This is a genomic window from Nocardioides sp. HB32 (assembly GCF_054058995.1).
This window is the reverse complement of sequence record NZ_JBSSBS010000001.1, coordinates 3,721,992-3,739,115: the sequence shown is the minus strand read 5'-3', so window position 1 is coordinate 3,739,115 and position 17,124 is coordinate 3,721,992. Positions and strand designations below refer to the sequence as shown.

General features: G+C 71.9%; 23 protein-coding genes. 14 read left to right on the top strand and 9 right to left on the bottom strand.

All coding sequences use genetic code 11. The features are described from left to right. Nucleotides 1–7: 7 nt before the first annotated feature. Together ACVW2K_RS18815 and ACVW2K_RS18810 are read left to right on the top strand one after the other, a co-directional pair. Entirely contained in the window at nucleotides 8–1,339 is a 1,332-nt protein-coding gene (locus ACVW2K_RS18815; RefSeq protein WP_028636059.1) for a M16 family metallopeptidase, read from the top strand. Nucleotides 1,340–1,425: 86 nt separating this feature from the next. Then, nucleotides 1,426–1,824: a hypothetical protein gene (locus tag ACVW2K_RS18810; RefSeq protein ID WP_028636058.1), complete on the top strand. Its 399-nt coding sequence runs from the start codon at nucleotides 1,426–1,428 to the stop codon at nucleotides 1,822–1,824. 34 nt (nucleotides 1,825–1,858) lie between these two features. On the opposite strand, the gene ACVW2K_RS18805 is transcribed toward ACVW2K_RS18810, so the two are convergent. Beyond that, nucleotides 1,859–2,422 carry a GNAT family N-acetyltransferase gene (locus ACVW2K_RS18805; RefSeq protein WP_457203561.1) on the bottom strand — a complete coding sequence of 188 codons (564 nt, stop codon included), beginning with the start codon at nucleotides 2,420–2,422 and terminating at the stop codon, nucleotides 1,859–1,861. Nucleotides 2,423–2,535: 113 nt separating this feature from the next. On the opposite strand from ACVW2K_RS18805, the gene ACVW2K_RS18800 reads away from it, so the two are divergent. Together ACVW2K_RS18800 and ACVW2K_RS18795 are read left to right on the top strand one after the other, a co-directional pair. Then, nucleotides 2,536–3,051 (top strand): RNA polymerase sigma factor, encoded by a 516-nt coding sequence (locus ACVW2K_RS18800; protein ID WP_457203560.1) that lies wholly within the window; start codon nucleotides 2,536–2,538, stop codon nucleotides 3,049–3,051. Beyond that, on the top strand, nucleotides 3,041–3,748 hold the full coding sequence (locus ACVW2K_RS18795) for a hypothetical protein (protein WP_457203559.1): 708 nt from the start codon (nucleotides 3,041–3,043) through the stop codon (nucleotides 3,746–3,748). The genes ACVW2K_RS18800 and ACVW2K_RS18795 overlap by 11 nt, the downstream gene beginning before the upstream one ends. Nucleotides 3,749–4,069: 321 nt before the next feature. Here the strand turns inward: ACVW2K_RS18795 and ACVW2K_RS18790 are convergent, their stop codons facing one another. Genes ACVW2K_RS18790 through ACVW2K_RS18780 form a run of 3 tightly spaced genes read right to left on the bottom strand, consistent with a single transcriptional unit; the run spans nucleotide 4,070 to nucleotide 5,787 of the window. Continuing rightward, on the bottom strand, nucleotides 4,070–4,621 hold the full coding sequence (locus tag ACVW2K_RS18790) for a hypothetical protein (RefSeq protein WP_457203558.1): 552 nt from the start codon (nucleotides 4,619–4,621) through the stop codon (nucleotides 4,070–4,072). After that, nucleotides 4,618–5,214, bottom strand: a complete 597-nt coding sequence (locus ACVW2K_RS18785) for a transposase (protein WP_036569265.1) — start codon at nucleotides 5,212–5,214, stop codon at nucleotides 4,618–4,620. Before ACVW2K_RS18785 ends, ACVW2K_RS18790 begins: the two co-directional genes overlap by 4 nt. Before the next feature lie 57 nt (nucleotides 5,215–5,271). Next, a complete protein-coding gene (locus tag ACVW2K_RS18780) occupies nucleotides 5,272–5,787 on the bottom strand; it encodes a class I SAM-dependent methyltransferase (RefSeq protein WP_028636052.1) in 516 nt (171 codons plus the stop codon). Between the two features lie 30 nt (nucleotides 5,788–5,817). Between ACVW2K_RS18780 and dapB the strand changes: the two genes are divergently transcribed. Further along, nucleotides 5,818–6,564: a 4-hydroxy-tetrahydrodipicolinate reductase gene (dapB, locus tag ACVW2K_RS18775; protein WP_457203557.1), complete on the top strand. Its 747-nt coding sequence runs from the start codon at nucleotides 5,818–5,820 to the stop codon at nucleotides 6,562–6,564. A 124-nt stretch (nucleotides 6,565–6,688) separates the two neighbouring features. Further along, nucleotides 6,689–8,248, top strand: a complete 1,560-nt coding sequence (locus tag ACVW2K_RS18770; RefSeq protein WP_457203556.1) for a M4 family metallopeptidase — start codon at nucleotides 6,689–6,691, stop codon at nucleotides 8,246–8,248. Nucleotides 8,249–8,308: 60 nt separating this feature from the next. Here ACVW2K_RS18770 and ACVW2K_RS18765 read toward each other — a convergent pair whose 3' ends face one another. From ACVW2K_RS18765 to ACVW2K_RS18750, 4 genes are read right to left on the bottom strand one after another with little or no spacing between them, the layout of a single operon-like run. Continuing rightward, nucleotides 8,309–8,611: an AzlD domain-containing protein gene (locus tag ACVW2K_RS18765; protein ID WP_457203555.1), complete on the bottom strand. Its 303-nt coding sequence runs from the start codon at nucleotides 8,609–8,611 to the stop codon at nucleotides 8,309–8,311. Beyond that, nucleotides 8,608–9,297 (bottom strand): AzlC family ABC transporter permease, encoded by a 690-nt coding sequence (locus ACVW2K_RS18760; RefSeq protein ID WP_457203554.1) that lies wholly within the window; start codon nucleotides 9,295–9,297, stop codon nucleotides 8,608–8,610. Before ACVW2K_RS18760 ends, ACVW2K_RS18765 begins: the two co-directional genes overlap by 4 nt. Before the next feature lie 10 nt (nucleotides 9,298–9,307). Further along, a complete protein-coding gene (locus tag ACVW2K_RS18755) occupies nucleotides 9,308–9,526 on the bottom strand; it encodes a hypothetical protein (protein ID WP_457203553.1) in 219 nt (72 codons plus the stop codon). Nucleotides 9,527–9,570: 44 nt separating this feature from the next. After that, a complete protein-coding gene (locus ACVW2K_RS18750; protein WP_457203552.1) occupies nucleotides 9,571–10,104 on the bottom strand; it encodes an N-acetyltransferase family protein in 534 nt (177 codons plus the stop codon). Nucleotides 10,105–10,189: 85 nt separating this feature from the next. Here ACVW2K_RS18750 and paaA point away from each other — a divergent pair, with 85 nt between their 5' ends. Genes paaA through ACVW2K_RS18720 form a run of 6 tightly spaced genes read left to right on the top strand, consistent with a single transcriptional unit; the run spans nucleotide 10,190 to nucleotide 14,717 of the window. Beyond that, nucleotides 10,190–11,110, top strand: coding sequence for a 1,2-phenylacetyl-CoA epoxidase subunit PaaA (gene paaA, locus ACVW2K_RS18745; protein WP_028636046.1), 921 nt, complete (start codon nucleotides 10,190–10,192; stop codon nucleotides 11,108–11,110). Then, nucleotides 11,107–11,388 (top strand): 1,2-phenylacetyl-CoA epoxidase subunit PaaB, encoded by a 282-nt coding sequence (paaB, locus tag ACVW2K_RS18740; RefSeq protein WP_457203551.1) that lies wholly within the window; start codon nucleotides 11,107–11,109, stop codon nucleotides 11,386–11,388. The genes paaA and paaB overlap by 4 nt, the downstream gene beginning before the upstream one ends. Continuing rightward, nucleotides 11,385–12,122, top strand: a complete 738-nt coding sequence (gene paaC / locus ACVW2K_RS18735) for a 1,2-phenylacetyl-CoA epoxidase subunit PaaC (protein WP_457203550.1) — start codon at nucleotides 11,385–11,387, stop codon at nucleotides 12,120–12,122. The genes paaB and paaC overlap by 4 nt, the downstream gene beginning before the upstream one ends. Before the next feature lie 5 nt (nucleotides 12,123–12,127). Continuing rightward, entirely contained in the window at nucleotides 12,128–12,601 is a 474-nt protein-coding gene (gene paaD, locus ACVW2K_RS18730) for a 1,2-phenylacetyl-CoA epoxidase subunit PaaD (RefSeq protein WP_457203549.1), read from the top strand. 15 nt (nucleotides 12,602–12,616) lie between these two features. Next, entirely contained in the window at nucleotides 12,617–13,675 is a 1,059-nt protein-coding gene (gene paaE / locus ACVW2K_RS18725; RefSeq protein WP_457203548.1) for a 1,2-phenylacetyl-CoA epoxidase subunit PaaE, read from the top strand. Nucleotides 13,676–13,703: 28 nt separating this feature from the next. After that, nucleotides 13,704–14,717: an aldo/keto reductase family protein gene (locus tag ACVW2K_RS18720; RefSeq protein WP_457203547.1), complete on the top strand. Its 1,014-nt coding sequence runs from the start codon at nucleotides 13,704–13,706 to the stop codon at nucleotides 14,715–14,717. Between the two features lie 9 nt (nucleotides 14,718–14,726). On the opposite strand, the gene ACVW2K_RS18715 is transcribed toward ACVW2K_RS18720, so the two are convergent. Continuing rightward, nucleotides 14,727–15,308, bottom strand: a complete 582-nt coding sequence (locus ACVW2K_RS18715) for a DUF3043 domain-containing protein (RefSeq protein ID WP_028636040.1) — start codon at nucleotides 15,306–15,308, stop codon at nucleotides 14,727–14,729. Between the two features lie 76 nt (nucleotides 15,309–15,384). Between ACVW2K_RS18715 and ACVW2K_RS18710 the strand changes: the two genes are divergently transcribed. Together ACVW2K_RS18710 and htpX are read left to right on the top strand one after the other, a co-directional pair. Beyond that, a complete protein-coding gene (locus tag ACVW2K_RS18710; RefSeq protein WP_028636039.1) occupies nucleotides 15,385–16,176 on the top strand; it encodes a PspA/IM30 family protein in 792 nt (263 codons plus the stop codon). 32 nt (nucleotides 16,177–16,208) lie between these two features. Then, nucleotides 16,209–17,123, top strand: a complete 915-nt coding sequence (htpX, locus tag ACVW2K_RS18705) for a zinc metalloprotease HtpX (protein ID WP_028636038.1) — start codon at nucleotides 16,209–16,211, stop codon at nucleotides 17,121–17,123. Nucleotide 17,124: the final 1 nt, after the last annotated feature.

Sequence of the window (17,124 nt, the reverse complement as noted above, 5' to 3'; positions counted from 1 at the left end):
TGCACCGGTGACCCGCCAGAAGGTCTCTTCTGGCGGGTCACCGTCTTCTCCGGGCACCCGCACGCTCTTCACCGAGCGCGATGCGGACGGCCAGGTGACCTCGCGCATCCGGCGCACGGTCCTGCCGTCGGGGCTGCGCATCATCAGCGAGCACCAGGCGGGCGTGCGCTCGGCCGCGATCGGGGTGTGGGTCGGCGTCGGCTCGCGCGACGAGTCGCCGACCCTGCACGGCTGCTCGCACTTCCTGGAGCACCTGCTCTTCAAGGGCACGGGTGAGCGGTCGGCGCTGGACATCTCGATCGCGCTGGACGCGGTCGGTGGTGAGTTCAACGCGTTCACCGCCAAGGAGTACACCTGCTTCCACGCGCGGGTCCTCGACGAGGACCTGCCGCTGGCGGTCGACGTGCTCGGCGACATGATCACGGGGTCGACCCTGCTCCCCGAGGACGTCGAGGCCGAGCGCGACGTGATCCTCGACGAGATCGCGATGCACGACGACGACCCGGACGACGTCGTGCACAACCTCTTCGCGGCGCAGGCCTGGGGAGACACGCCCCTCGGCCGCCCGATCGCCGGCACCGACGCCTCGATCCAGGCGATCACACGCGCGCAGATCGTCCGGTTCCACCGGCGCCACTACCGTCCGGAGAACATCGTCGTCTCGGCGGCCGGCAACGTCGACCACGCCGCCCTGGTGCGCCAGGTCAGGAAGGCGTTCGCCCGCAACGACTGGCTGGCCGGCACGGCCAGCCCGCTGCCCGCACGGCGTGGCTCGCGCAAGCGCGTGCAGCCCGGCGAGGTGCACACCACCCGCCCGTTCGAGCAGGTGAACGTCGTGCTCGGCATGGAGGGCCTGGTCCGCGACGATCCCCGGCGCTTCGCGCTCGGGGTGCTCAACACCGCGCTCGGGGGCGGCACGTCCTCCCGACTCTTCCAGGAGGTCCGCGAGCACCGCGGCCTCGCGTACTCGGTCTTCTCCTTCGCCTCCCACCACGCCGACTCCGGCCTGGTCGGCGTCTCCGTCGGTTGCCTCCCGTCCAAGCTCGACGACGTGCTCGCCGTCGTGCGGGAGGAGCTGGCGAAGGTCGCCACCACGGGCATCACGGCCGAGGAGCTCGCCCGCGGCAAGGGGCAGCTCCGCGGCGGGCTGGTGCTCGGCCTCGAGGACTCCGCATCCCGGATGTCGCGTCTCGGCAAGGCCGAGCTCGTCCACGACGAGCTGCTCAGCATCGACGAGGTGATGGCCCGCGTCGAGGGCGTCACCCTGGACGACGTGCGGTCGGTCGCCGCCGACGTCTTCACGAAGCCGGAGATCCTCGCGGTGGTCGGGCCGAGCTAGGACCGCCCGCGGTGAACCGCGGGCCGCGCGATCCCGTGTGCACGGATGACCCGACTGTCCGGGTTGCCGACGAACGGAGAATCACCATGAGGATGCGTGCCCTGGCCGCCCTGGGAGTGCTCGTCTCGGGGTTGGTGCACTTCAAGCTCTACTTCGACTGGGCGCACGAGGACAGCCAGATCGGCCCGGCGTTCCTGCTGAACGCCGGCGCCGGGCTGGTGATCGCCGTGCTCCTGATGACCTGGCGGCACTGGCTGCCGCCGCTGCTCGCCGTGGGGTTCGGCCTCTCCACCCTCGCCGCGTTCGTCACCGCCGCGACGGTCGGCCTGTTCGGGGTGTCGGAGGTCTGGACGGGGTGGGCCGTCTGGACGGCGGCGATCGCCGAGATCGTGGCCGTGGTGGCGGGCGTGGCGATCCTCCTGCAGGAGCCGCGGCCACAGCTGCGGCGCAGCCGGCCGGTCGCTCAGCCGGACAGGTCGCGGTAGGCGACCGCCGCACGGCCGCGGTGCTCCTCCCGGCTCATCCCGTGGGGTCCTGACCTCGCCACTCCCGCCGGAGCAGCCCGTAGACCCACGAGTCCGAGACGTCGCCGTTCACGACGCAGTCCTCACGCAGCGTGCCCTCCCGCACGAAGCCGAGCTTCTCCAGGACGCGGGCGGACGCGACGTTGCGGGTGTCGGTCTCCGCCTGGACCCGGTTCAGGTCCAGGGTGTCGAACGCCCAGGCCAGCACGGCGCCGGCGGCCTCGGTCGCGTAGCCGTGGCCCCAGGCCGCTCGGTCGAAGCAGTAGCCCATCGCCGCGCTCCGGTGGTCGGGGTTCCACCGGACCAGTGCGCACCATCCGATGAACGCCCCGTCCGAGGTCCGGTCGACGGCCAACCTGGCGCCGGCGCCCTTCTCCGCCAGCCGGTGGGACATCGCGATGAAGCGCGTGGCGCGCCCCCGGTCTGTCCACGGCGGCGAGTCCCAGTACCGCAGCACGTCGGCGCTGCTGTGCATCGCGAAGAGGGCGTCGGCGTCCGCGTCGGCCACCGCGCGCAGCCGGAGGCGCGCCGTCTGCAGTGCGGGGGTGGGCAACGACATGGACGCCATGGTGCCCTGTCCTGGGTGCCCGGCAACTTCTCGGGCGTCGACGGAACCCGCGACCGGCCTCACAGCTCTTGACTGGTGAGGACACCGACCGGACAGGAGCCAGGGTGGGACGCACGCCGGCATGGGAGAGCGCGTACCGCGAGTTCTTCGTGGTCCGGCAGCGTTCGCTGATGCGGACGGCGTACGCCGTCCTGGGCAGCTGGCCGGCGGCGGAGGACGCCGTGCAGACGGCGTTCACGCAGCTCTACGTGCACTGGCCCCGGATCCAGCCGGGGGCCGTGGACACCTACGCGCGACGAACGGTGGTGCACACGTGCTTCCGGATGGCTCGGCAGCGCAACCGGGAGCCGGCCACCGGCGAGCTGCCCGAGCGCCAGGTGGCCGGTCCCGAGACCGGGCTCGAGCGGCTCGACCTGATGCGGGCGCTGGCCGGGCTCTCTCCGCGCGACCGGGCGGTGATCGCGCTGCGGTTCCTCGACGACCTCCCGGTCGCCGAGGTGGCGCGGGTCCTCGACCTGCCCGAGGGCACCGTCAAGAGCCGGACCGCGCGTGCACTCGACCGTCTCCAGGCGGTGCTCGCCGCACCCCAGACCTCCGAAGGGAGCTCCCATGACCTCTGAGCAGATCCTCCGCGACCAGCTCGACCGCGTGACCAGCGACGTACCCGGCGCACCCGACCTGGAGCAGGCCGTCCGGCGCGGGCGGCGCCAGCGCCTCCAGCGGCGCGCCCGCCTGGGCGCCGCCGTCGCGGTGGTGGGCATCGCCACCGGCGGGGTCCTCGCGGCCACCGGAGGCGACGGCGGCCCGACCGTGGCGCACGACGCGCCGCTCGCCGGCGCGCCCGCTCCCGACTTCGTGCCGGGCACCGACATCGACGAGCGGATGACCGGCGTGATCGCCGAGCACCTGCCGTCGCTGCCCCCGCCCGATGACGTCTACCCCAGCGACAGCCACACCGCGGGGCCGATCGCCGACCCGGACTTCGCGCAGGCCGAGGACTGGCAGGCGTCCTACACGCTGGCCGGCAGCAAGCTGCTCGTGATCATGGCCGCGCCCAGCGAGGGCGGCCTGCAGTGCGACGGGTGCACCGAGCAGGAGGTCCAGGGCGGCACGGTCTACCGCCAGGCGTTCAGCTCCGGCGATCCCGTGGAGTGGTACTTCGGCGTCTACTTCGTCCGCCCGGACGGCTCCGCCGTCAACGCCTTCGAGTCCGTCCCGGCCCAGAGCGAGCAGGCCGGCACGGCGGGCCGCCAGCTCTCCGACGCCGACCTCGCGGACCTGGTGCGAGACCCGCGGCTGCACTTCACCGGCTCCTGAGCGCGCGCCGCCGGCGTCGGCGCCGGTTTGAGGGGGTGACCCGTTGGGCACGTTCAGGCATCAGCCCGGCTGCTGCGAGGTCACACATCCCGTGCGGACCTGGCGGACCTGTCGGCTGTCGGCACGACAGCTCATCCAACGGAATGGAGTTTCGCCATGTTGTGGACCATCCTCATCATCCTCGCCATCGTCGCGCTGGTGCTGTTCATCCTGGGTCGCGTCCGAGGAGGCCGCGGAGTCTGATCCACAGCCACTCGCGTCACGAGGCACCGTCTCCGGTGGGGACGGTGCCTCGTTCGTCGTCCGCGCATGCGGCTCGGGCTAGCGGACGAGCACGACCACTCCGGCGCACCCGCACGCCCACAGCACGCTGGCGAAGGTCCCGATGATGAAGCGCTCGGCGGCGCCGGTGCGGACGCCGTCCTCGGCCGCGCGGAGCTCGGGGTAGCGGCCGAGGCCCTTGACGGCGAGGACGACCGCGAGGCCCTCGGGCCAGCCGGCGACGAGGGTGGCGAAGATGGCGACCCGCTCCAGGGCCCCGATCCAGGCGCCGCCGCGGAGGACGTGGCCGGCGCGGTCCAGGGAGTCGGCCGGCGTCTCACGACGGTCGACCAGGTCGAACACCAGGGAGGTGAGGGGGCCGCCGCCGGCGATGGCGAGGATGCCGCCGAAGGCGACGAGGACGACGGTCTGCCAGCCCGGGGAGACGTCGACGGTGGCGGGGACCGCCGCGACGGCACCGGCGGCGACCAGGACCGCCAAGCTCGCGGGCGCGAAGATCCGGCGGGCAGGCGCGTGCCAGGCCATGGTGCCGGTGAGGACGGCGAAGCCGAGCAGGACCAACAGCAGCGCGCCGTAGTCGGACGGGCTCATGAGGGCTCCTTCCCGAGCAGGCGAGCGGTGAGGTCGGTGGCGAGCTCGCGGGCCCGCCGCGACTCCACGATGCCAGCCGCGGCGGCTCGCTGGCTCACCGCGGAGGGGGTGATGCCGAGTCGGTGGGCCGTCTCCTCGTACGACAGCCCGTCGGCGACGAGGTCGGCGACCTCCCAGCCCCGGGCGGTACGCCGCGCGAGCACGCTCGCCCACAACCAGAGGACGGTCTCGAGCGCGCGGGTGCCGGGATCGTCGCCGAGGACCCGGAGGTGCCACGGGCTGGACTTCGCGGCCGTGACCGCCGCGCGGGCGTGCAGGTAGGCCGGGCCGCGGCCGGCGCGGGCGTGCGCCGGCAGGGGCTCCTCGACCGGGCCGACCCCGATGCCGACGTGCCAGGTGCTGTGGCGGAGCAGGGTCTCGACGACGGACGGCAGGGCGGCGGGGGAGTCGAGGACGCCCTGGAACTCGTCACCCACGGTCTGCTCGAACGGACGCAGTACCGGGACGTCCCCCAGCGCGGTGAGGGCGGCCTGGACCAGGTCGGGAGAGCGACGGCTGCCCTGCTGGTCGACGGTGAGCACCAGGACGGACATGCGATCCAGGTTAGTTCAGGAAATAGCCTAATGCAAGATGAGTTCAGGGAATTGCCTTCACCGACGGCCGATAAGGCCGACCACCGGCGGCGCCTTCTGGTCCACCACGGAGACCCGGAAACCACCCTCGACGAGCGCGGCCGAGGCCTTCTTGACGATGGTCGGCACCAACTCGGGCTGGGTCGCCTCGTAGAAGAGGTAGACGGCGCCGCCCGGCACCACCCGCTCGTGCAGGAGCGCGACCTCGTCGGCGCAGTCGCGCACCCAGAACAGGTTGACGTTGAACGCGAACACCTTGTTCAGCCGCTTCACCGGCACCCGCAGCGTGGCCAGGTCGATCTGGCGGACGGTGAGCCGGCCGGACTCGACGAAGCGGGCGCACCGGCGCTTGGTGCGGTCCACGCCTGACTCGGAGCGGTCGATGGCGAACAGCTTGCCGGTCTCGAGCTTCTCGCAGATCAGCTCCGCGCCGGCCCCCGGCCCGCAGCCGATCTCGAGGACGTGGTCGCTCGGCTGGACGTCCATCATGTCCACCGCCCACCGGATCCGGGGCGGGATGGTCTGCAGCGCCATGGACCCAGACTGCCAGATAGGTTGGCCCCCGTGATCAGGGTGGGCGTGCTGGGCGCACGCGGCAAGGTCGGGATCGAGGTGTGCCGCGCCGTCGCCGCGGCCGACGACCTGGAGCTCGTCGCCGAGATCGATGCCGGGGACGCGATCGACACGCTGGTCTCCGAGGGCGCGGAGGCGGTCGTCGACTTCACCCACCCCGACGTCGTCATGGACAACCTCCGGTTCTGCATCGAGCACGGGATCCACGCGGTCGTGGGGACCACGGGCTTCGACGAGCAGCGGCTCGACACAATCCGCGGCTGGCTCGAGGGCGCGGCCGGCACCGGCGTCCTGATCGCCCCCAACTTCTCGATCGGCGCCATCCTGATGATGCGGTTCGCGGCCGTCGCGGCGCCGTTCTACGAGTCGGTGGAGGTCGTCGAGATGCACCACCCGACCAAGGCGGACGCGCCGTCCGGCACCGCCCGGCGCACCGCCGAGCTCATCGCTGCCGCCCGCCGCGAGGCCGGGACGGGGCCGGTGCCGGACGCCACCACGACCGGGCTCGACGGAGCCCGTGGCGCGGACGTCGACGGGATCCGGGTGCACGCCCTGCGGGTGCGCGGGCTGGTCGCCCACCAGGAGGTGCTGCTGGGCGGCGTGGGGGAGACGCTGACGATCCGGCACGACTCGCTGGACCGGGTGTCGTTCACCCCCGGCGTCCTCGCCGGGCTGCGCGCGATCGCGGACCACCCCGGTCTCACCGTCGGGCTGGAGCACTTCCTCCCGCTGGACTGATCCCTCGCGGATCTGCAGGTTCGTGCATTGCACGTATCCGCAGGTAACCGCGTCTTCCGTCGGCCGTTGGAGCAGGCGAGGCTTCCGCCCCCAGCAGTTCCCGACGAACGAGAAGGACCAGTCCATGCGCAAGATCTCGGGCTTCGCATCCCTCGCTGTCCTCGCCCTGACGGCCGCCACCTTCCAGGCCGTCGACGGCGCGTCAGCCGCCCCACCGGCTCGCCCATCGGCGGCCGACGTCCTCCGGCAGCACCCGGCTGCCGCGCTCACCAGCGCGGGCACGACCTACCGGGTCACCGACCGCATCACCGACGCCAACGGCGCCACCCACGTCCGGATGGACCGCTTCTACCGCGGCCTCCCGGTCCTCGGCGGCGACCTGGTCGTCCACGAGGGCTCGGCGGGCGCGCTCACCGGCGTCAGCAGGACCCTCGACCGGGCGGTCCGCCTGTCGGTCAAGCCCGAGGTCAGCAGGGCGACGGCCCGCAACGAGCCGGCTCGCAAGGCCCAGTCGACCCGCCTGGTCGTCGACGCGACGTCCGGGACCGGCCGGCTCGCGTGGGAGGTCATCACGGGAGGCACGCAGAAGGACGGCACCCCGAGCCGGCTCGCGACGTACGTCGACGCGAAGACCGGCGCGGTGATCCGCCGCGAGCAGCAGATCGAGACCGTGGACGGCTCCGGCCAGACGCTCTACTCGGGCACCGTCCCGCTCAGCGTCACGAAGTCCGGCTCGACGTACCAGCTCAAGAACGACGGCCTGCGTGGCAACACGTACACGACCGACATGAACAACAAGTCCGACTCCTATGCCTGCCAGCTCTTCGGGATCAACTGCTCCACCGGCACCCTGATCACCTCCGCCACCACGGTGTTCGGCAACGGCACGAACAGCAACCGGGCCAGCGCAGGTGCGGACGCGCAGTACGGCAGCAACGAGACCTGGGACTTCTACAAGGCCACGTTCAACCGGGACGGCATCTTCGGCAACGGCGCCGGCTCCTACAACCGGGTCCACTACGGCAGCAAGTACGTCAACGCGTTCTGGGACGGCGCCAAGATGACCTACGGCGACGGCGACGGCACCAACTACGGCCCGCTGGTCTCCCTCGACGTGGCCGGTCACGAGATGAGCCACGGCGTCACCGAGAACACCGCCGGTCTCGACTACAGCGGTGAGTCCGGCGGCCTCAACGAGGCCACATCGGACATCTTCGGCACCATGGTGGAGTTCTTCGCGAACAACGCCAACGACCCGGGCGACTACCTGATCGGCGAGGAGTTCGACCTCAAGAAGCACCTCGGCTTCCGGCGAATGGACAACCCGGCCTCGGACGGCAGCTCGCTGAACTGCTGGTCCGCGACCGCCGGCAACGCCGACGTGCACTACTCCTCGGGCATCGGCAACCACTTCTTCTACCTGCTGTCCGAGGGCTCGGGTGCCAAGACCCTCAACGGCGTCTCCTACAACAGCCCGACCTGCAACGGCTCCACCGTGACCGGCATCGGGCGGGACGCCGCTGCCGCCATCTGGTACCGCGCCCTGACCGTCTACATGACCTCGAGCACGAACTACGCGGGTGCCCGCACGGCCACCCTCAACGCGGCCAAGGACCTGTACGGCGCAGGCAGCGCCCAGTACAACGCCGTCGCCGCGGCCTGGAGCGCGGTCAGCGTGAGCTGACCGGCTGCCGACGCACAGGGGTTCGCGCCCACGGAACGGGCGCGGGCCCCTGTGCCCGTTCTAGAGGAGGACTCGCGCGACCGCGGCGACCAGGGCGGCGCCGAACACCACGACCAGGAACGGCGCGCGCAGGAGCAGCAGCACCACCGCGACGCCCAGCCCGAGGGCGCGAGCATCGACCACGATCTCGTGCCCTCGGGTGAACACCTGGACCGCCACGAGCGCGGACAGCAGGGCGACCGGGATCAGGTCGGCGACCCGCTCGACCACGGGTCGCTCGAGGACCCACGGCGGCACCGACAGGCCGCCCAGCTTGAGCAGGTAGCAGCCGACCGCGGCGACGATCACCGCCGTCCACATCATGCGTCCCGCTCCCGGGTGAGCACGCCGGCGACCAGGGCCACGCCGGCCGCGGCGAGCACCGGCACGCCGGCGGGTGCCATCGGCACGATCCCGAGGGCGACCGCGGCGGCAGCGACCGCCACGAGCTGGTTGCGGCGGCGGTGCAGCCGCGGCCAGAGCAGCGCCAGGAACGCCGCGCCGACGGCCGCGTCGAGGCCGTACCGGCGCGGGTCCCCGAGCTCGTTGCCCGCGACGGCGCCGGCGAACGTGGCGACGTTCCAGAGCACGAAGACCGAGACGCCGGTGACCAGGAAGCCGAGCCGGGCGGCGCCGCGGGTCTCGCGGGTCACCGACATGGCGGTGGACTCGTCGATCAGCACGTGTGCGGCGAGCACCCGCCTGACGCCACGCCAGGCGAGCAGCGGGGCGAGCCGCAGCCCGTAGAGGGTGTTGCGGGTGCCGAGCAGCAGGGCGGTCAGCGCGCCCGAGATCGGTGCACCGCCGGCGGCCACGACACCGACCAGGGCGAACTGGCTGGCGCCGGTGAACACCAACAGGGACAGGGCGCACGTCTGTGCCACCGAGAGTCCGGACGCGACGGAGATCGCGCCGAAGCTGACGCCGTACGCCCCGGTGGCGACGCCCACGCCGAGGCTGTCGCGGATGATGGCGGACCGCGCGCGAGGCTCGAGGGGCGCGTCGGTCACCGGGCCGAGGTTAGCGCCGGCGTACCCGCACCGGCATGGGGCGGTGGTGGAAGTCGTGCAGCAGCACGTAGGTGAGCAGCAGCCCGGCGAGCAGACCCCAGCCGACCCCGGCGGCGATGAGCGCCGGCACCTCGGTGACGTGGACCAGCCAGATGCCGGAGAGCATGCCCACGATCAGCGCGGTGGCCACCACCAGGAGGCGGTGGAGCGGGGGCAGTGGACCGAACACAGGTCCATCGTCTCCCCGGATCCCCGGAAATCAAGGGGTACGGGCTAGGAGATTGCTGTGTGCAGCCGGACCTGCTTGACGACGGTGGTGCCCTCGCCGTCCAGGTCGAGCTCGCGGTGGGCCTGGTCGGCAGCCCAGCCGGCGTCGGCGAGGAAGGTGCGCAGCGCGTCGTCGGACGCGATCGCCCACAGCACGGCACGCGAGAACCGGTCGGCCGCCATCGTGTCCACCGCCGCCTGGAGCAGCCGGGATCCGTGCCCCTGGCCGCGCGCGTCCGGGTCGACGGTCAGGTCGGCGAGCTCGGCGTCGACGACCGGGTCGCAGTCCGGGTCCGCAGCGGGCGAGGTCAGCGCGAAGCCCACGACCCGGTTGCGCTCGAGCGCGACGAGCACCCGGTTGCGGGCGTCGCGTGGCCTGGAGAGCGCCGCGTGCCAGGCGGCGGCCGCCGCCTCGACGTCGCTCGGGAGCGCCTCGGCCGGCAGCACCCCGGCGTACGTCGCCCGCCAGGTGCGGAGCTGGACCTCGGCGATCGCGCGGGCGTCGTCGGCCCAGGCGACGCGGACCGACACGTCACTCATGGACGCATCCTGTCAGCCGGTCCCGCTGTTACAAATCTCTGTCATGGATGCAGACATCTGTAACACGGTCGGGTAGCGTCGTCGTGTGGACTTCGACGACCTCCTCGCCGGTGACGGACGGGTGGAGCCGCGGGACGAGATGCCCGACGGCTACCGCCGCACCCTGGTCCGCCAGATCGCCCAGCACGCGCACTCCGAGATCATCGGCATGCAGCCCGAGGGCAACTGGATCAGCCGCGCGCCGAGCCTGCGCCGCAAGGCGATCCTGATGGCGAAGGTGCAGGACGAGGCGGGGCACGGTCTCTACCTGTACGCAGCCGCCGAGACGCTCGGCGTCGACCGCGAGGACCTGCTCGACCAGCTGCACACCGGCCGGCAGAAGTACTCCTCGATCTTCAACTACCCGACGCTGACCTGGGCCGACGTCGGCGCGATCGGCTGGCTGGTCGACGGCGCCGCGATCGTGAACCAGGTGCCGCTGTGCCGCTGCTCCTACGGGCCGTACGCCCGCGCGATGGTGCGGGTCTGCAAGGAGGAGTCCTTCCACCAGCGGCAGGGCTTCGAGATCCTGCACACGCTGTCGCACGGCACCCCTGCGCAGCGGGCGATGGCGCAGGACGCCGTCGACCGCTACTGGTGGCCGTCGCTGATGATGTTCGGGCCGCCGGACGACGACTCGCCGAACTCCGCCCAGTCGATGGCGTGGGGCATCAAGCGCTTCTCCAATGACGACCTGCGCCAGCGCTTCGTCGACATGACCGTGCCGCAGGCGGAGGCGCTCGGCCTGACGCTCCCGGACCCGGAGATCCGGTGGAACGAGGAGCGCGGCCACTACGACTTCGGCACGGTGGACTTCACCGAGCTGTTCGAGGTGATCAAGGGCAACGGTCCCTGCAACCAGCAACGACTCGCGCACCGTGTGGGGGCGCACGAGGACGGAGCCTGGGTGCGGGAGGCCGCCTCGGCGTATGCCGCCAAGCAGGCGGTTCGGGAGGGTGCCGCGTGAGGGACTGGCCGCTCTGGGAGGTGTTCGTGCGGTCTCGGAGGGGGCTGTCGCACGTCCACGTCGGGTCGTTGCACGCGCCCGACGCCGAGATGGCGCTCCGCAACGCGCGCGACGTCTACACGCGGCGCCAGGAGGGCGTCTCGCTCTGGGTCGTGCCGGCGGCCGAGATCGTCGCGTCCGACCCGGGGGAGCGGGACGCGTTCTTCGACCCCGCGGACGACAAGGTCTACCGGCACCCGACCTTCTACGAGGTCCCCGAGGGGGTGGAGCACCTGTGAGCACTCCCTCGAAGACACTCGGTGACTACGTCCTGGGACTCGCCGACGACGCGCTGGTCTCGGCCCAGCGGATGGGCTGGTGGATCAGCCGCGCGCCGCAGCTCGAGGAGGACCTCGCGCTCGCGAACATCGGCCTCGACCAGCTCGGCCAGGCGCGCACGCTGCTGTCGTACGCCGGGCAGCTCGAGGGCGACGGCCGGACCGAGGACGACCTCGCCTACCTGCGCGACGAGCGCGAGTTCCGCAACGTCTGGCTGGTGGAGCGCGCGCAGAGCGACTTCGGCGTGACGATGGCGCGGCTGCTGCTGTTCGCGGCGTGGCAGTCCGAGCTGTACGCCGCCCTCGCCTCCTGCCCGGACCCGACACTGGCCGGCGTGGCCGGCAAGGCCGTGAAGGAGGTCGCCTACCACCTCGACCACGCCGCGCGCTGGGTCGTGCGGCTCGGCGACGGCACCGAGGAGTCGCACCAGCGCATGCAGGCGGCGCTCGACGCCGAGTGGCCCTACCTCGACGAGCTGTTCCGGCCGGTCGAGGGAGCAGTCGTCGACCCGGCTTCGCTGCACCCGCTCGTGCTGGCCCGGATCGAGCCGGTGGTCGCCGAGGCGACCCTCGAGGTGCCCCAGGTCGCGCCGGCGCGCGGCGGCGGCCGCGCGGGCCTGCACACCGAGGAGATGGGCTACCTGCTCGCCGAGATGCAGCACCTGCACCGCTCGCACCCGGGGGCCACCTGGTGAACACGATGAGCAGTGCCTGGAAGATCGTCGCCGACCTGCCCGACCCCGAGCTGCCGGTGGTGACCATCGCCGACCTCGGGATCCTGCGCGACGTCACCGAGGACGACCAGGGCCGCGTGCACGTGCAGATCACCCCGACGTACTCCGGCTGCCCGGCGATGGAGACCATCAGCGAGGACCTCGTCGAGGCGCTGCTGTCGGCCGGCTACCAGCACGTCGACGTCGAGTTCGTGCTGTCGCCGGCGTGGACGACCGACTGGATGACCGAGGACGCCAAGCAGAAGCTGCTGGCGTACGGCATCGCGCCACCCGGCGCCGTCGGCCACGGCGGCGCCGTGGCGCTGCCGCTGAGCGTGCGCTGCCCCCAGTGCGGGTCGATCGACACCCGTGAGTCGAGCCGGTTCGGGTCGACGGCCTGCAAGTCGCTGTGGGTCTGCCGCAGCTGCCACGAGCCCTTCGACCACTTCAAGGCACTCTGATGGGGCGACTCTGACGTGTCGGCCACCTTCCACTCGCTGCGGGTCGCGGCGATCGACGAGCTGACCGACGATGCGGTCGCCCTGACCTTCGACGTGCCCCCGGAGCTGGCCGGCGAGTTCCGCTTCGTGCACGGCCAGCACCTCTCCATCCGGGGCGGCGACGACGTGCGCCGCTCGTACTCGATCTGCTCGCCGCCGTCGTCCGGGGTGCTGCGCATCGGCGTGAAGCGGCTGCCGGGTGGCGCCTTCAGCGAGGGCGTGGTCTCGCGGCTGGCGGTCGGCGACACGCTCGAGGTGATGACGCCCGCCGGGCGGTTCACCTCGCAGCTCGACCCGACGGCCCGCCGTACGTACGTCGCGATCGCGGCCGGCTCCGGCATCACGCCGGTGCTCTCGATCCTCGCCGCGATCCTCGAGGGCGAGCCGGGCGCTCGGGTGATGCTGGTCTACGCGAACCGCACGCACCGCTCGGTGATGTTCCTCGACGAGGTGCACGACCTCAAGGACCGCTTCCCGGAGCGGTTCCAGGTGGTGCACGTGCTGTCGCGCGAGACCCAGGACGTCGAGCTGTTCTCCGGGCGGCTCGACGGGGAGCGGCTCTCGCGGATCCTCGGCGCGCTGATGCCGCCCGCCGAGGTCGACCAGTGGTTCCTCTGCGGGCCGCAGGTGCTGGTGACCGAGCTCCGCTCGACGCTCTCGTCGCTGGGCGTGCCGGCCGACCACGTGCACACCGAGCTGTTCCACGCCGACCCGGTGCCGCGCGCGCCGATCGAGGCGCTCGACGTCCCCGACGGCGCTGCCCACGTGACGATCCGGCTCGACGGCCGCACCTCGACGCTGGACCTCCGGCCGGACGGCGAGCCCGTGCTCGACGCCGCCATCGCCGTACGCTCCGACCTGCCGTTCGCCTGCAAGGGCGGCGTCTGCGGCACCTGCCGTGCCCGGCTCGTCGAGGGGACCGTCGCCATGGACGCCAACTACGCGCTGGAGCCGGACGAGATCGAGCGCGGCTACGTGCTCACCTGTCAGTCGCACCCCACCTCCGAGAAGGTCGTGCTCGACTTCGACGGCTGAGGTTGGGGGCGCCACTAGGGTCGGACCCATGCAGACTCGCAACCTCGGCAAGAGCGGCCTCAAGGTCTCGGAGATCGCGTACGGCAACTGGCTGACCCACGGGTCCCAGGTCGAGGAGGACGCCGCCCTGGCCTGCGTGCGCCGCGCGCTCGACGAGGGCATCACGACCTTCGACACCGCGGACGTGTACGCCAACACCCGTGCGGAGTCGGTGCTCGGCCGGGCACTCCAGGGTGAGCGCCGCGAGGGGCTCGAGATCTTCACCAAGGTCTTCTGGCCCACCGGCCCGGGGATGCACAACGACCACGGGCTGTCCCGCAAGCACATCATGGAGTCGATCGACGCCTCGCTGAAGCGGCTGGGCACCGACTACGTCGACCTCTACCAGGCCCACCGGTACGACGACGAGACGCCGCTCGAGGAGACCATGGAGGCGTTCGCCGACGTGGTGCGCCACGGCAAGGCGCTCTACATCGGCGTCTCGGAGTGGCGCGCCGACCAGATCCGCGCCGCGCACGCGCTGGCCCGCGAGCTCCGCATCTCGCTGGTCTCCAACCAGCCGCAGTACAACCTGATCTGGCGGGTCATCGAGGCCGAGGTGGAGCCGACCTGCCGCGAGCTCGGCCTGGGGCAGGTCGTGTTCTCACCGATCGCGCAGGGCGTCCTCACCGGCAAGTACGTCCCGGGGCAGCCGCACCCGGAGGGTTCGCGGGCGACCGACGACAAGGGCGGCGCGGACATGATCAGCCGCTGGATGCAGGACGACGTCCTCGAGCGCGTCCAGCAGCTCAAGCCGATCGCCGACGGGGCGGGCCTCACGATGGCGCAGCTCGCCGTCGCGTGGGTGCTCCAGAACGACAACGTCTCGTGCGCCATCGTCGGCGCCAGCCGGCCGGACCAGGTGAGCGACAACGCTCGCGCGGCCGGCGTACGCCTCGATGCCGACGCGATGAAGGCGATCGACGAGGTGATCGAGCCGGTCGTCGTCCGCGACCCGGAGCAGACCCAGCAGATCAGCCGGGCCGCGCTGATGCAGCGCTGAGTCTGCGGGCTAGCGGTAGGTGTCGGGCAGCTTCTGCCCGAGCTTGACCTGCGACTTGGGCAGCCGCATGAACTTCATCTGCAGCGCCCGGGTGATCGCGTAGTAGGTCAGGCCCTTGGTCGACTCGTCGGGGAACCGCCGCGCGAGCTCGCGGCGCAGCCGGAACCGCAGCATCACCATGTCGAGCAGCACGAACAGCACCATCACCATCAGCAGGGTGTTGCCCCACTGGCGCAGGGTCGTGTTGCCGGAGTAGCCCAGGATCAGCGTCACCAGCAGCAGCGGAATCACCAGCTCGATGAGCGAGAACCGGGCGTCGACGAAGTCGCGCACGAACCGGCGGACCGGGCCGCGGTCGCGCGCGGGGTAGTAGCGCTCGTCGCCGCTCTTCATCGCCTGCCGGACCTTCTGGCTGGACTCCGAGCGGGCGCCGCGCTGCGCGGTGGCGACCTCCTTGCGGCCCTGGGGCGCCTTGGCGCGAGCCTTCGCGGCCGCCTCCGCCTCCTTGCGCGTGGGAGTGGGCCGGCCCTTGCCGCCCACCTTGTCGGTAACGGTGGTGGCGGGGGTCTCGGTCTTCGAGCGACGGAACAACGCAGGGCCTCACACAGCAGGGGGACGACGGGCTGACACCAGACTACCGGCGGGGCTGCTCGTCTACGCTGGGGCCATGGGACTCTGGCAGCGCTTCACCCTGATCTTCCGCTCGAAGGCGAACAAGGCGCTCGACCGCGCCGAGGACCCGCGCGAGACCCTCGACTACAGCTACCAGCGGCAGCTGGACCTGCTCTCGAAGGTACGCCGGGGCGTTGCCGACGTGGCCACCAGCCGCAAGCGGGTCGAGCTGCAGATCAATCAGCTCGACCAGCAGTCCGCGAAGCTCCAGGACCAGGCCCAGAAGGCGATCTCCGTCAGTCGCGAGGACCTTGCCCGCGAGGCGCTGACCCGCAAGTCCGGGCTGACCACCCAGATCAACGACCTCAAGGCCCAGCACGCGCAGCTCCAGGCGGAGGAGGAGAAGCTCACCCTCGCGCAGCAGCGGCTGCAGGCGAGGGTCGAGTCCTTCCGCACCCGCAAGGAGACGATCAAGGCGACGTACACGGCAGCAGAGGCTCAGACGCGGATCAACGAGGCGTTCTCCGGCCTCGGTGACGAGCTCGGCGACGTCGGCCAGGCGATCCAGCGCGCCGAGGACAAGACCGCGCAGATGCAGGCCCGGGCCGGCGCCATCGACGAGCTGATCGCCTCCGGTGCATTGGAGGATGTGACCGGCGGAGGCGGGGACGACATCGCGCGCGAGCTCGAGGCGATGAGCTCAGAGGCCGACGTCGAGGCCGAGCTCGCCGCGCTCAAGGCCGGCGGCGCCCCGCCGCCCCCGCAGGCGATCGAGCCCGCCGAGGCCGGCGGCGACATCATCGCGACCGAGCCCGAGGCGACCGAGCAGCCGAAGGGCGACGCCTGACGGCTTTGGGGGCACCGGCAACAATCGGTGGCATGGCACGTACGCGCTTCGTCGGGGACCCGGGGCTGACGGCCCGGATGACCACGGTCATGTTCCTCCTGGGCGGACTCTTCGTCGGGCTGATCGTCGCGCTCATGCTCGCGGTGCAGTCCCCGGCCCTCTCGCTGCTGATCGGCGTCGTCGGCCTGGGCATCGCGTGGGGCCAGTGGTACTTCTCGGACACGGTCGCGATGAAGGCGATGCGCGCCCGCGAGGTCTCTCCCGAGCAGGCGCCCGAGCTGCACGCGATGATCGAGCGGCTCTGCGCGCTCGCGGACATGCCGAAGCCGAGGGTCGGCGTCGCCGACACCGAGCTGCCGAACGCGTTCGCCACCGGTCGCTCGCCCCACCGGTCGGTGGTCGTGGTGACCACCGGCATCCTGCGCCGGCTCGACGCCGAAGAGCTCGAGGGCGTCCTCGCGCACGAGCTGTCCCACGTCGCCCACCGCGACGTCCTGGTGATGACCGTGGCCGCCAGCGCCGGCATCCTCGCCGGCATGCTGACGCGCGGCGCCCAGTACGGCGCGATCTTCGGCGGCGGACGCCGGGACAACAACTCGGGTCTCCCCGTGTGGCTGGTCGTCCTCGCGGTGAGCCTGGTGACGTACGCCGTCAGCTTCGTGCTGCTCCGCCTCCTCTCCCGCTACCGCGAGCTGTCGGCGGACCGGGCCGGCGCGTACCTCACGCTGAAGCCGCACGCCCTCGCGTCCGCCCTCCAGAAGATCACCGGCGAGATCAACCAGATCCCGGACCGCGACCTGCGGGCGACCCAGGCCATGAACGCGTTCTTCATCGCGCCCGCCGCGCGCGGCGTCTCGCTCCGCACGCTGACCTCGACGCACCCGTCCCTCGAGCAGCGGCTCGAGCAGCTGGCCAGGATCCAGGCCGAGCTCGACCGGCCCGCCTGAC